This window comes from Halomicrococcus gelatinilyticus, assembly GCA_024227995.1.
Taxonomy (GTDB): domain Archaea; phylum Halobacteriota; class Halobacteria; order Halobacteriales; family Haladaptataceae; genus Halomicrococcus; species Halomicrococcus gelatinilyticus.
Window position 1 is genome coordinate 2,230,086 of the sequence record CP100465.1, and the last position, 13,129, is coordinate 2,243,214.

At 66.0% G+C, this 13,129-nt stretch carries 13 protein-coding genes and 1 tRNA gene; 5 read left to right on the forward strand and 9 right to left on the reverse strand.

The genetic code is table 11. From position 1 onward, the window contains the following. Positions 1-33: 33 nt before the first annotated feature. Genes NKT36_RS11760 through phnE form a run of 3 tightly spaced genes read left to right on the forward strand, consistent with a single transcriptional unit; the run spans position 34 to position 2,948 of the window. Positions 34-1,083 (forward strand): phosphate/phosphite/phosphonate ABC transporter substrate-binding protein, encoded by a 1,050-nt coding sequence (locus NKT36_RS11760; protein WP_327051240.1) that lies wholly within the window; start codon positions 34-36, stop codon positions 1,081-1,083. Positions 1,084-1,104: 21 nt separating this feature from the next. Then, positions 1,105-1,929 (forward strand): phosphonate ABC transporter ATP-binding protein, encoded by an 825-nt coding sequence (locus tag NKT36_RS11765; RefSeq protein ID WP_327051241.1) that lies wholly within the window; start codon positions 1,105-1,107, stop codon positions 1,927-1,929. Further along, positions 1,926-2,948, forward strand: coding sequence for a phosphonate ABC transporter, permease protein PhnE (gene phnE, locus NKT36_RS11770; protein ID WP_327051242.1), 1,023 nt, complete (start codon positions 1,926-1,928; stop codon positions 2,946-2,948). Before NKT36_RS11765 ends, phnE begins: the two co-directional genes overlap by 4 nt. 38 nt (positions 2,949-2,986) lie before the next feature. Here phnE and NKT36_RS11775 read toward each other — a convergent pair whose 3' ends face one another. The 4 genes from NKT36_RS11775 to NKT36_RS11790 all read right to left on the reverse strand — a co-directional run bounded on the left by NKT36_RS11775 (position 2,987) and on the right by NKT36_RS11790 (position 5,977). Next, positions 2,987-4,114: a YihY/virulence factor BrkB family protein gene (locus NKT36_RS11775; RefSeq protein WP_327051243.1), complete on the reverse strand. Its 1,128-nt coding sequence runs from the start codon at positions 4,112-4,114 to the stop codon at positions 2,987-2,989. A gap of 55 nt (positions 4,115-4,169) precedes the next feature. Further along, positions 4,170-5,012, reverse strand: a complete 843-nt coding sequence (locus tag NKT36_RS11780; protein WP_327051244.1) for an ABC transporter permease — start codon at positions 5,010-5,012, stop codon at positions 4,170-4,172. Positions 5,013-5,409: 397 nt separating this feature from the next. Further along, positions 5,410-5,482, reverse strand: a tRNA-Pro gene (locus NKT36_RS11785). A gap of 27 nt (positions 5,483-5,509) precedes the next feature. Continuing rightward, positions 5,510-5,977, reverse strand: coding sequence for a TIGR00725 family protein (locus NKT36_RS11790; RefSeq protein WP_327051245.1), 468 nt, complete (start codon positions 5,975-5,977; stop codon positions 5,510-5,512). Between the two features lie 330 nt (positions 5,978-6,307). Between NKT36_RS11790 and NKT36_RS11795 the strand changes: the two genes are divergently transcribed. Then, positions 6,308-7,387, forward strand: a complete 1,080-nt coding sequence (locus tag NKT36_RS11795; protein WP_327051246.1) for an ABC transporter ATP-binding protein — start codon at positions 6,308-6,310, stop codon at positions 7,385-7,387. 77 nt (positions 7,388-7,464) lie between these two features. Here the strand turns inward: NKT36_RS11795 and NKT36_RS11800 are convergent, their stop codons facing one another. The 5 genes from NKT36_RS11800 to trmY all read right to left on the reverse strand — a co-directional run bounded on the left by NKT36_RS11800 (position 7,465) and on the right by trmY (position 12,535). Continuing rightward, positions 7,465-8,748 carry an aspartate aminotransferase family protein gene (locus NKT36_RS11800; RefSeq protein ID WP_327051247.1) on the reverse strand — a complete coding sequence of 428 codons (1,284 nt, stop codon included), beginning with the start codon at positions 8,746-8,748 and terminating at the stop codon, positions 7,465-7,467. After that, positions 8,745-9,551 carry an ABC transporter permease gene (locus NKT36_RS11805; protein WP_327051248.1) on the reverse strand — a complete coding sequence of 269 codons (807 nt, stop codon included), beginning with the start codon at positions 9,549-9,551 and terminating at the stop codon, positions 8,745-8,747. The genes NKT36_RS11800 and NKT36_RS11805 overlap by 4 nt, the downstream gene beginning before the upstream one ends. Before the next feature lies 1 nt (position 9,552). Next, positions 9,553-10,467 (reverse strand): ABC transporter permease, encoded by a 915-nt coding sequence (locus NKT36_RS11810; protein WP_327051249.1) that lies wholly within the window; start codon positions 10,465-10,467, stop codon positions 9,553-9,555. Between the two features lie 4 nt (positions 10,468-10,471). Next, on the reverse strand, positions 10,472-11,617 hold the full coding sequence (locus NKT36_RS11815; protein WP_327051250.1) for an ABC transporter substrate-binding protein: 1,146 nt from the start codon (positions 11,615-11,617) through the stop codon (positions 10,472-10,474). A 321-nt stretch (positions 11,618-11,938) separates the two neighbouring features. Next, on the reverse strand, positions 11,939-12,535 hold the full coding sequence (trmY, locus tag NKT36_RS11820) for a tRNA (pseudouridine(54)-N(1))-methyltransferase TrmY (protein WP_327051251.1): 597 nt from the start codon (positions 12,533-12,535) through the stop codon (positions 11,939-11,941). A gap of 291 nt (positions 12,536-12,826) precedes the next feature. On the opposite strand from trmY, the gene NKT36_RS11825 reads away from it, so the two are divergent. Next, positions 12,827-13,123: a DUF7518 family protein gene (locus NKT36_RS11825; RefSeq protein ID WP_327051252.1), complete on the forward strand. Its 297-nt coding sequence runs from the start codon at positions 12,827-12,829 to the stop codon at positions 13,121-13,123. Positions 13,124-13,129: the final 6 nt, after the last annotated feature.

Sequence of the window (13,129 nt, forward strand, 5' to 3'; positions counted from 1 at the left end):
TCTTTTTCCGACACTTTTCCTTGTCCCGTGCGTATGGCACAACGGCGACGATTCCTCAAGGCGATCGGGCTGGCAGGTACCGTAGGCCTCGCCGGCTGTACCGGCGACACGGACACCAGCGACACCACGACGTCCAGCACGACCTCGTCGCAGGACGGCGACGACTCGTCCGACGACGGGAACGACACGACGGCCGAGCAAGGGCCGGCGGTCACGTTCGGCGGCGACGACGAGATCAACATGAGCCTCTCGCCGAGCGTCCCGCAGAAGAACCTCTACGTCCAGTACGGCCCGGTGCGCGACCACCTCGAGCAGTACGTCGAGAGCAACTACGACGTCCCGGAGGCACTCGACGCGAACATGAGCATCGGCAGCAACTACAGCGCGGTCATCCAGGCGCTCGGGTCCGGCACGGCCGACATCGCCGAAACCGGTCCCTTCGCCGCCGCGCTCGGCGTCGACGCCGGGAACGCCGAGGTCATCCTGCAGCGCAAGGGGTACGGCTCCTGGACGTACCAGAGTCTCATCGCCGTCTCGAAGGACAGCGACATCACGAGCCTCTCGGACCTCTCGGGCAAGACGGTCGCGTTCGCCGACCGCCTCTCAACCAGTGGCTGTCTCTACCCGCTGCACGACATGAAGACCAAGGGGAACGTCGACATCGGCAAACTGCCCGAGGGCAACGGTTCGCAGGCCGACATCGACCCGGTGTTCGCCGGCGGCCACACGAAGTCCTACGCACTCCTGCAGAAGGGACAGGTCGACGCCGCCGGCATGGGCGGGTTCGTGCCGGGTATCGTGGAGGACTTCTCGGCGAACGCCAGGACGGTCAACGAGCACACGGGGCTTCCGCGTGCGCCCATCGTGGTCAGTTCGCAGCTCGGCTCGAAGGCCAAGGAGGCGCTCGCGCAGGCGTTCCTCCAGGCACCCGACACCATCTACTACGGTGCGGACGGCGAGGAGGGCGGCGACGACGACCTCTGGTTCAGCGACGTCCGCGAGGCGTCCGTCGAGGACTACCAGAGCGTCATCGACACCGCAAAGGAACTCGGCGTGACGCCGGAGCTGTTCGAGAAGGCCTGAAACGCCGTTCTCTCTCCATCAATGCCTGCAATATCACTGGATAGCGTCACGAAGGAGTACGGGACGGACACCGTCGCGCTCGACGACGTCACGGTCGACGTCGAGGCGGGGGAGTTCGTCGTCCTGCTCGGTCCGTCCGGGGCCGGAAAGTCGACGCTGCTCCGCGTCCTCAACGGTCTCACGGAACCGACCGAGGGAGAGGTCGTCGTCGACGGGACCCGACCGGCCGCGGGGTCGGGTAGCGACGTCGGGATGGTGTTCCAGGAGCACTACCTCGTCGAGAGCATGAGCGCGTTCCGGAACGCGCTCACCGGCGCGCTCTCCCGGAACGGCCTCCTCCGGAGCCTGCTCACCTGGCACGCAGAGGCCGACAAGCGCGCGGCGCTGGACGCGCTCGACACCGTCGGCCTCCTGGCCGAGTCCGGCCAGCGCGCCGGGTCGATGAGCGGCGGCCAGAAGCAGCGCGTCGGCATCGCCCGCGCGCTCGTGCAGGATCCCGACCTGCTGCTCGCCGACGAACCGGTCGCCAGCCTGGACCCGAAGGCGGCCCGCGACGTGATGCGATACATGAAACGCGCCGCGAGCGAGCGCGACCTGACCGCCATCGTCAGTCTCCACCAGGTGAACATCGCCCGCGAGTTCGGCGACCGGTTCCTCGGACTCCGCGACGGCGACCTGTTCTTCGACGGGTCCCGCGAGGACCTCACGATGGAGGTCGTCGACCGCATCTACTACGGCGACGAGGGAGCAGACGGGACTTTCGCCGGGTCGGGGCTGGACGGCTCCGCGGCCGCCGACCGCTCCCCTTCGTCCGGTCGGACGGTCGCCGGGGGTGACGGCGCGTGAGCGAGTCGCACGCCGACGAACGAGCGCGCGACGAGCAACTCCGGCGACTGGAGCGTCGCCGTCGGCTGACGCAACTGCTCGAGGTGGGGCTGGTCGTCGCCGTCCTCGCGCTGACCTATCTCGGCCTGCAGTTCATCCAGTTCGAACCCGGCGACCTCGTCAAACAGATTCCCGAGGAGATCAAGTTCATCCAGGGCTTCCTGCCGCCGAACTTCGTGGACTTCACCGTCTACACCCAGAACAACGGCATCTCGGGCCTGCAGGCGGTCCCGGCGAGTCTCGGCGACTTCGGCGGGCGCATCCTCGACAGCCTCGGGTCGCAGCGCCCGTCGCTGGTCCGGGCCAGCCTGGTCACCGTCGTCCTCGGGTTCACCGGGACCGTCCTCGGCTTCCCGCTCGCGCTCCTGTTCGGGGTGCTCGGCAGCGAGCGCGTGACGCCGTTCCCGTTCAACTTCCTGTTCCGGGGCGTGATGAGCGCCATCCGCGCCATCCCCGCGCTGGTGTGGATCCTCATCTACGTCCCGCTCTCGGGCATCAACCAGGTGACGGCGGTGCTCGCCATCGCGACCGACACCGTCGGTAACCTCGGCCGCCTGTTCACCGACGAACTGGAGGAGATCGACGACGGCCCCATCGAGGCCGTCAGTTCGACCGGCGCCTCCCGGACGCAGGTCGTCGGGTTCGGGATGCTGAGCCAGGTCTCGTCGTCGTACGTCGCGTGGACGCTGTACATCCTCGAGATCAACACCCGCATCGCCATCTCGCTCGGCGTCGTCGGCGCCGGCGGCATCGGCCGGTACATCCGGAACCGCCAGGACCTCCTCTACTACAGGGAGACCGCCGCCGGCATCGTGATGGTGTTCGTCATCGTCATCTCCATCGAACTGCTGTCCTCGCGCATCCGCGCCCGCCTCCGACCCGGCGAGCACGAGGGACGGTCGTTGGTCGACGCTCTCCGAGACCTCGCCGACCCCGGCCGCTGGCTCGGTCGCGCCGACCCTGACGACGCGAGCGAGTGACCCTCCGGGCGTCGGTCGTCACCCGCTTCCGCGTCGGTTCAATCGTCAGTGACTCGCGCTCCTTCGTCCGTTTGCCTTCCGTCCTCACTCCGGGATTCGTCGTCCGTCCGTGCATCGCTGTCCGTCCCGCGCGACACCGCCCACCGGAGCGTGACCGTCCACTCCTCGGCGTCGCCGTCCGTCGACCGGTGTTCCGACACGTCCACGTTCGCGGTCGGTCGCGGGCGTTCGTCGGCCGTCTCGGTGGCCGGCCGCATCCCGTCGTAGCGACCGGTCAGGTCCGAACGAAGGTCCGCGAGGTACGCGGCGAGGTCGTCGCGGTCGAGCGACTCGTCGCGTCGGGTCTCGTAGCTGGTCGCACCCCGTCCGACGCCACCTGGATTCCCCGTGGCGTGGCCGCCGACGACCGCGTTGACCACCGCGCCGAGCAGGAGGACGAGCCCCGAGAAGTAGAGGTAGGTGACGACGACGATGACGCCGCCGAAGAAGCTCCCCGTCCCGGGGTTGCTGAACGACAGGTAGACCTGGAAGACGCCCTGGAGCGCCGCCCAGCCGATCGCCGCGATGACGACCCCCGGCAACACGTCGGAGACGCTCACGTCGACGTCGGGGAAGCGGTAGTACATCGGGAGGAACGCGGCCACGAGACCGACGACGAGCACGAGCGGCGACAGGAGGCCGACGAACGGGATCAGGTCGGCGAACACCGAGAAGAGGGCGGTGGCGCCGACAGTCGCGACGACGGCGACGACGAGCGCGGCCAGGACGACCACGCCATCCGTCAACTGATCGACGAAGGAGTTGCGGTTCTCGGTCTCGTAGATCTCCGAGAAGGCGGTGTCCAGGCCGCGGAAGATCTTGAGCGTCCCCCACAGCAGCACGACGAGGCCGACGACCGAGACGCCGGTGGTCGCCGACCCGCCCTGGAATATCCGCCTGACGACGTCCGCTATCGGACCCGGCAGCCAGTTCCCGGCGGTGGTGGCGATACGTGCCTCGAGTCCTCCACCGAAGATGGAGACGACGAACAACAGCAGGAGCAGCATCGGCGCGAGCGAGACGAACGCGTTGTACGCGATACCCGCCGCCATGAACGTCACGTTCTTCTCGGAGAAGTCCGAGAAGACGCGCTTCGTGACGTCGCCGAGCTCGGAGCCGCTGGTCATACGTCGCGTTCGACGCGTCCGTTTGAAACTCGCACGGCCGTTGCGCGAGAGATGCCTACCCCGTGTAGTCCGTCGTCTCGAAGCGCCAGTAACCGAGCGCGAGCGGGACGACCGCCCAGAGGCCGAGGACGACGAACCCGACCCAGTCCTGCAGGTAGAACGCGTCCGACTCCGGATACACCGTGAGCTCGTAGTACTCCGGGATGACCGCTCTCGCAGCGAACATGAACGCCGTCGAGGGGTTGAGCAGACCGACGAGCTGGACCCAGGCAGGGAGCCCACCGGCGGGCGGCTCTGGCCCGTAGACGACCAGCTGCAGGCCGTACAGGAGAGCGTCCCAGAGCAACATGATCAGCGAGTAGATCGCGACCACGCCGCCGAGCGCCCGCGCTCTCGACCTCGTGCCGGCGGAGACTCCGATGGAGATGGCGATGTAGACCGCTCCGTAGCAGATCGTCAGTAGCGTGTAGAGCCCGAACATGGTGGCGTCGAAGGAGTCGTACGTAAGCAGGGCGATGATGCCGACGGTCACGTAGCTGACCAGTATCGCCACTCCGACGACGGCGGTTCGACCGAGGAACTTCCCGAACACGACGTCGCGCCGCGAGTTCGGCAGTCCCAGCATGAGCTTGAGGCTGCCGTTCTCGCGCTCGCCGGCGATCACGTCGTACCCGATGCCGAGGGCGATCATCGGCACGAACACGACGGTTGGCTGTTTCATGCTGTTCAGGAGGGCCAGCGTACTCGTCGACGCGCTGTCGGTGTCCGTCAGGTTCGGCACCCACTGGATGGCGGCGAGGAATCCGGCGAAGAGCACGAAGAGAGCCGTCAGCCCGAGCAGGGAACTGGACCGTACCGAGTCGAGGAACTCCTTCTCGACGACAGCATTCAGGGGCATCAACATGACGGTTCGCTGTCTGATGCGTTAGAACCTTCGGTGACTACTCGGTGGCGACGGACAGTTGTCGGGAAACCTTCTGCAATGGAGAGGCCGACGCTACGCATCGAGGGAGGAAGCGACGTCGGAGCAGGAGACCGGCGCGAATTCGAATCGCCGCGGAGCAAGGCTCCGCGAGCCCTCACTCGCTGTCGCTCGTGAGGACGCGGTTACGGCCACCCGAAGGCCGAAGGATACCACTGATCGAGTCGGATTGCGGGAGAAGTGGGCCGGCGCGAATTCGAATCGCCGCGGAGCAAGGCTCCGCGAGCCCTCACTCGCTGTCGCTCGTGCGGACGCGGTTACGGCCACCCGAAGGCCGAAGGATACCACTGATCGAGTCGGATTGCGGGAGAAGTGGGCCGGCGCGAATTCGAATCGCGGTTACGGCCACCCGAAGGCCGAAGGATACCAAGCTACCCCACCGGCCCGCACTACGAACAAGGCAATCCCCGCCTTTAACGCTTCCGAAATTCGCCCTCCGACTCGACGGCGCGTTCGACGTACGCCACCGCCTCGTCGGGGGTCTCGACCGACTCCACGCCGGGAGCGTCGTGGGTGCCCAGTCCGGCCGCCGGCCGGTCGAAGACGCCGGCGAAGCCGAGTTCGGAGAGGGTGCCCGACCCCCCGTCGACCGCGACGACCGCGTCGCCGTTCATCACCACCAGCGGGTTCCGGGCGTGACCCAGTCCCGTGGCGATGGCGGTGTCGACGTGCGGGTTCGCCGCTCGCCGGTCCTCGCCGGGCAAGATGCCCACGGTGTGGCCGCCGGCCTCGCTCGCGCCGCGGCAGGCGGCCTCCATGACGCCGCCGAGGCCGCCGCACACCAGGGTGTGGCCGCGCTCGGCGAGCAGTCGTCCGACTTCCTCCGCCCGCTCTGCTTCCGCGTCCGTGACGGTACTTCCGCCGATAACGCTAACTCGCATGAATCGAAGGTGTCCTCGGTCGACGTACGGCACCGAACCCGGTAAACGGTTCCTCTCCGACGCGTCGTCGGTCGACACGCCGAAGACGGGGGCGAGCCGTCGTCGGGGCGCAGTCGTCTTGCGTTCGAGGTTCCCGCCGCACGCTGGCTCGGCGGGACGTCACGGGCAGACGTCGACGAGCCGTGTCCGTCCTGGTTGGATCAGTGCGCCGTTGGAGCGATATCGGACCAGTGATTATTCCGAAGTAATTTTAATAATTTATATATCGTAGGATACATATTATTACGAAGTCCCGCAGGGTTTTTGTCGTCGTGCCTGAAAGCATTCTCCATGTCAACAAGGAACAGTCTGGTGGCGCTTGACGACGTTCGCAAGGAGTTCGATGACGTGGTCGCTGTAGAAGACATCAACCTCGAGATCCGCAGTGGGGAGTTCTTCTCACTCGTCGGCCCCTCGGGATGCGGGAAGACGACCACGCTGCGAATGATCTCCGGATTCGAGACGCCGACAACGGGCACGGTCAGTCTCGACGGGTCCGACATGACGGGCGTCTCACCCGACCACCGGGACACGAACCTCGTCTTTCAGCATCTCTCGCTGTTCCCGCACATGAGTGTCGGCGAGAACGTCGGCTACGGGCTCCGCAAGCGCGGTCTCCCGGGCGAGGAAGACGACGGTCGGTCCGAGTCCGAACGGCGCGACGACCGCATCTCCGAATATCTCGACCTCGTCGACCTGTCGGGGTTCGCCGACCGTGATCCGACCGAACTCTCCGGGGGCCAACAGCAGCGGGTCGCGCTCGCCCGAGCGCTCGTCAACGAACCGAGCGTCCTCCTGCTCGACGAACCGCTGTCGAGTCTCGACCGGAAACTCCGCAAACGGATGCAGGTCGAACTCCGGAAGATACACGAGAAGACCCAGGGCGCGTTCTTCTACGTCACCCACGACCAGGAGGTGGCGATGACCCTGAGCGACCGCCTCGCGGTGATGAACGACGGTCAGATAGAGCAGGTCGGGACTCCTGAGGAGATATACCGGGAGCCCGCCTCCCCCTTCGTCGCCGACTTCATCGGCGACACGAACCTCCTGGAGGGCCGGGCCGACCCCGACGGCGACGGCGCGATCGTCACGGTCGGTGACCTCTCGTTCCGGACCGACGAACCGGTCGACGGCGACGTCACCGTTTCCATCCGACCGGAGGACTTCGCGCTCGCCGAGGACGGAGCGCTCGCCGGCGAAATCGACGAACGCTACTTCCAGGGCGACCAGACGGTCTACGTCCTGTCGCCGGACGACGACGTGTCGGATCTCCAGATAGTCATGCAGGGGCAGGAAGCACCGGTAGAGAAAGGAGAGCGCGTCACCGTCACCGTCCGCGAGGGGGCGCCATCCGTCTTCGACCAGTACTGACCGCCGGCAGTGCGAGCGGCGAGCGCCTTCGCCGCCGACTTTTTCGTCCCGACGGTTCGCCAAGACTTGTCGTCGGGTCAGAGCTCGGTCAGCACGTCGTCGGCGTCGGCGAGATATCGTTCGAGGTGTTCTTCGCCGTGAGCCGTCGAGAGATGGTGGCGCTTGAACGGGTTCGGCGTGAAGAAGTGGCCCCGCTCGCGCATCCCTCTCGCGTAGGTGCGGAATCGCTCCTCGTCGAGTTCGACGACGTCCTCGTAGGTCCGCGGTTCGCCGGTGACGCCGAACTGCGGGCTGAAGATGGAGCGGTGGCCGACGACCCGTCCCTCGACGCCGTGGTCGGCCATGAGGTCGCGCAGCCCCTCGCGGTATCGCTCTCCGAGGTCGGTGAGGTGTCCCTGGACGTCGCGCTCGGCGAGTGCGTCGACGGTCGCTCGCGCGGCCGCGAGTCCGACGCGGTTTCCGGAGTAGGTTCCGCTGATGACGACTCCATCGGTGTTGTCGCCGCCGGCTTGCGAGAGCAACTGCTCCGTTCCCGCGACGGCGGCGACCGGATAGCCGTTGCCCAGTGCCTTCGCCACGCAGGTCAGGTCCGGGTCCACGCCGAGTTCCCTCTGGACTCCGTGCGGGGAGTGCCTGAAGGCGGTGATGACCTCGTCGAAGACGAGGGGGACGTCGTACTCCTCGCACAGGGTTTCGAGCCCGTCGAGGAACTCCGGGTCGGGCAGCAGACAGCCGACGGAGTGGGGGATCGGTTCGAGGATGACCGCCGCGAGTTCCTCCCCTCGCTCGCGGAAGACGGCCTCGACGGCTCCGAGGTCGTTGAACGGGACGACCTCCGTAGCGTCGACGGCGGCGTCGAGTATGCCGGCCGATTCGGGGTGTCTCTCGCCGACCTGGTCCGCGGGCGGGTAGACGTTGACGTCGACGTAGTCGTGCCAGCCGTGGTAGCAGCCCTCGAACTTCAGGACCGTCTCGTTGTCCGTGTACGCCCGGGCGAGGCGGATGGCGTGGTAGGTCGCCTCCGAGCCCGAATTACAGAAGTTGACCATCTCCGCGCTCGGCAGACTATCGACGATTCGTTCGGCCACCTCGACCTCGAGAGGGGCGGTGGCCGTCCCGAAGAGGACGCCGTCGTCGATGGCGTCTCTCACCGCGGCGTCGACGGTCTCGTCGCCGTGACCGAGGACGACCGGCCCGAAGGCGAGGTGGTAGTCGGTGTAGGTCTCCCCCTCGACGGTCGTCATCGTCGCGCCGTCGGCCGACGCGAACGCGATGTCGTCCGGATAGAACGCCTGCTCGCGCAGACCGGTCTGGGCCCCGCCCGGGACGACCTCCCTGGCGCGGTCGACGAGGTCCGTCATTCGCCCCGTTCCCCGGCGGTGTACTCGACCACCGACCCGAGGTTCATCCCTATCGCCAGCAGCACGGCGATGACGAAGATGATGACCGTCGAGATGGCGTTCATCTTCGCCGTCGAGTTGTACTTGATGAGCGAGAACATCGTCACGGTGAGCACGTTGCCCGTCCCCTGGACCATGAACGCCCGGATGAAGTCCTCGAAACTCCGGATGAACGCGAACACCGCACCGGCCATGATGGCGGGGCGAACTATCGGGAAGGTGATCTCCCAGAACACCTCCCACCTGTCGGCCCCGAGGTCCCTGGCCGCCTCCTCGACGCTGGTGTCGAACGCGTACAGCCGCGAGGAGACGAGGAGGACCACGAACGGGAGTCCGTAGAGGCTGTGCGTGAGGATGATCGTGAACAGCGAGAGCTGGACTCCGAGGATGGTGTTGAAGAACACCAGCAGGCCGAGTCCGAGGACGATGCCGGGGACGATCATCGGCGTCACCAGCGCCGTACGGTAGGCGTCCTTCCAGGGGAACTCGTAGCGCGCGAGTGCGAAGCTCGCGAGCACGCCGATCACCGTGGCGATGGCTGAAGCGGCCGTCGCCACGACGAGGCTGTTCAGCACCGACTGGACGATGGTCCTGTCGGAGAGCGCGGCGACGATGTGCTCCACCGTGAACCCTCGGAAGGGGAAGACCGTCGAGGCGTTCTCGGCGACCGAGAGGAAGATCATCACCGACAGGGGGAGCCAGAGGAAGACGAGCGTCACGGCCGTGATACCGTACAGCAGGTAGGAGATGGTTCGACGTCGCATTCTAGACGCCTCCCAGGTCCTCGACGTCGATGTACCTGAAGCTCAGCGCGAACAGCACCACGATGGTCAGGACGATGATCATGCTGGCGGCGCTGGCGTAGTCGACCTGGTAGAGCGATCCGATGCGCTGTTCGATGTAGAGACCGAGCATCAGTATCTTCCCCTGGCCGAGGAACCGGGGCGTGATGAACGCTCCGAGGCTCGGGACGAACACGAACAGCGACCCCGCTATCATCCCCGGCATCACCAGCGGGAGGACGACGTCGACGAACGTCTCGATGCGACTCGCGCCGAGGTCGCGAGCCGCTTCCACCAGCGAGAAGTCGACGCCGTCGAGGCTGGCGTACAGCGACAGCAGCATGTACGGGAAGTAGGCGTGAACCAGACCGACGACGATCGCGGCCTGGCCGAACTCGAACAGTCCCGTCGGCTGTGAGATGACTCCTAACCGGATGAGCAGCGTGTTGAGGATTCCGCCCGAGCCGAACAGCAGGAGCCACGAGTACGCCCGCACGATGTACATCGTGAAGAACGGTAGCAGGACGAGGAAGATCACCACGCCGAACGACCGCTCCAGACGGGTAGCGAGCGTGTAGGCGACCGGGAAGGCGAGCGCGAGCGTGATGAGCGTCGTCACGGCTGCTATCTTGAACGACAACACGACGACCGACACGAACGTGTCCCCCGCGATTAGCGCCCGATAGCTGCCGAGCGACGGCTCCCAGACGACCTGGAACGTCGTCGGGTCGACGCGCACGAAACTCAACGCGGTCATCAGCGCGACCGGCGTCAACAGGAACAGTACCAGCCAGAGAAGGCTCGGTCCCGTGGTCACCGCCAGTTGGGACTGGCGGTCCCGGAAAGAACTCAACAGCCGCTCGCGGTACGACCGGTCGACCGAAGCTGTTTCGGACATGGAGTCAGGCGTTCTTCACTTCTTCCCACGCCTTGATCCACTTCTCCTCCTCGGCCATCGGCTTGAACGGGATGAGGCTCTTCATCCGGGCCGGGTCCACCATGAACCTCTCTTCCTCCTTGCTCGAGAGGTTCTTCGAGATGTCGGGGTTGGTCGTGGGAGCGCCGCCGGCCCTCGCTAGCTTCGCGCCGAGGTCGGGCGACAGCATCTCGTTGATCAGTTTCTGGACGTCCTCCTTCCGGTCGGACTTCTTCGAGACGATGGCACCCTCGTACCACGCGAGCCCGCCCTCCTTCGCGACGGTCGTGCCGGCGCGGGAGACGCCGTCCTGCTGAAGCTGAACTATCTCGTTCCGTCCGCTCCAGCCCGCGTGGACGTTGTTCTGCTTGTAGGCTTTCACCCACGAGGGGTTGCCGGAGAGGTAGCCGAACAGGAGCGGCTTCTGCTCGATGAGCGCCTGCTTGCACTCTTTCAGCTGGCTGTCCGAGAGCGTGACCTTCTGGCCCTCGAAGGCGTCCTGGAAGCCGAGCTTGAGCGCGGCCATGGCGATGGCCTTGAAGTGGTTGTCGTACACCGCTACCTTTCCCTCGTACTCGTCGTCCCAGAGCGTGTCGACGGTCTTGCGCTTCTGTTCGGGGACCTGCTCTTTGTCGTAGGAGATGCCGTACCAGCCGAACCGGATGGGGACTCCGAACATCTTCCCGTCGTGCTGGAACTGTCGCTTGGAGATGTCCTTGAACTGCTGGTACATCGAACCCCAGTTGGAGATCGAACCAGTGTCTATCGACTGCAGCAGGTCGGCCTGGTAGAACTTGTTCACGAGGTTGTTGTTCGGCAGCGCCATGTCGAACTGGCTGGCACCGCCGGTGTTCCACTTGGTGAACATCTTGGTGGAACTCGTCATCGCCGTCATCTTGACCTCCGTCCCGATGCGGTCGGAAAGTTCGTCCTGGATCTCCGTGTAGTCGTTCCAGACGATGACGTTCAGTGGGCCGCTCCCGCCGCTTCCGCCGCTCCCGCCGCCACCCATACCGAGACATCCCGCAGTTGCCGCCAGACCGGCCGCCCCGGCGGTACCGGCCGCCTGCAAGAACGCCCGTCTGTCTGAATGGTTGTCGTCGTCCACGGAACCGACATCATTGTGTGCCATACCCTAACAAAGATTTTCAAACCACAATAAACTTGGTGAAGAAAACCTGAAAAATACTAAAAATAATTATATAGTAGCTATTCATTATGTTGGGGGTGAGCGAAACTACCGCGGGGTATCGAACAATACGGGATATCTGGAAAGGAAGACCCCACGACCTGATTCGCCGTGTCGACGAGCGTGAGAACCGGCGTCGCCCGGGTTCGAGGCGCGTCCGATCCGACGGCACGCCCCGGCAGCGATAGCTTGCGTCGGAGCCTCGCGCGGTCGTCGGGCTCGTCGTCCACGACCGTTCGTCGGCGTGAGTGTCGAGGCCGACGTTCAGTACCGCGTGAACCCCGCAGTGTCGAGGTAGTTGTGTGCCACCGTGATGGCGTGGTCGCCGTGCAGGAGTTCGGGGCCGAGGCGCAGGCGTTCGTCGGCGGCGTCGGCGAGCAGGTCGGCCTCCGCGTCGGCGAAGTCGCCGTGGTCCGAGAGGACGAAGACGGGGTCCTCGGGCGGTTCGACGTCGACGACCGGTCGGCCGTCCTCGTGGAGTTCGACGACGGTCCCCTCGCGTGCGGCGGATTCGAGCACCGGTTCGAACCCGCGCCTGGAGACGTAGACGCCGGGCGTGCTCTCGGCCTCCACGTGCCCGACGGCCTCGTCTTTCGCCGCCAGCGCCTGCCGGACGAGCGCGGCCGTGCTGCGCTCGTCGGGGTTGAGCCGCCGCAGTTCGGACCCCTCGAAGCGAATCGCCACCTCGTCCTGGTGGACGAGCGTGCAGCGGACGTCGTCGCGGACGGCGTGCGAGAGGAAGAACGCGCTGTTGACGCACCGGCAGAGGGCGTCGAGCCGTCCCGCGCCGCCGGCGAGGTCGTCGAGCGAGAAGTCGGGGGTCGTCGGGGCCTCGTGACCGAGGACGATGAACTGTCGCATGTCCGGAGGCTCGCGTCGGGCGCGTAAGTCGCTTGCTCACCGCGGTCGTCGCGGCGGTTCGGCACCGTCACGGCCGGTCGTCCGTCCGGCGGTTCGCGTCGACGGTCACCGCCCGCCCGTATGGCTGGACCGGCACCGACTGCCGTGCCATCCGTCCGCGTCCGAACCGCCCTGCTTCAACGGACCGGTGGCGCGGAACGTGACCGACGGGGCGTCGAACCCCCTGTTCGAGTTGGACGGCAGACAGATGTCTGACGCAGCTTTATGGTGTCACCGTGACGCATAGGTGATATGACCAGCCAGCGAGATCGCATCGAGTCGCTCGAGTCGCGCGTCGAGGAACTCGAGGCGACCATCCGAGGCCTCACCGAGGAACTCGTGGAGGCGAACCAGCGCATCAAGGAACTGGAGACGAAGCACGCCACGGCGGACGCGGCCGAGTCGGCTGACGGTGCCGAAGCGTCGGTGTCGCCCGCGCCGACCGAATCGACCGCTGACGAAGAGGCTAAAACCGACGAGTTCCACGAGGAGAACGAAACCGACGACGAGGGTGGCTCCGAACTGGGCGACGACATCATCGTAGCGTAGGGCCGC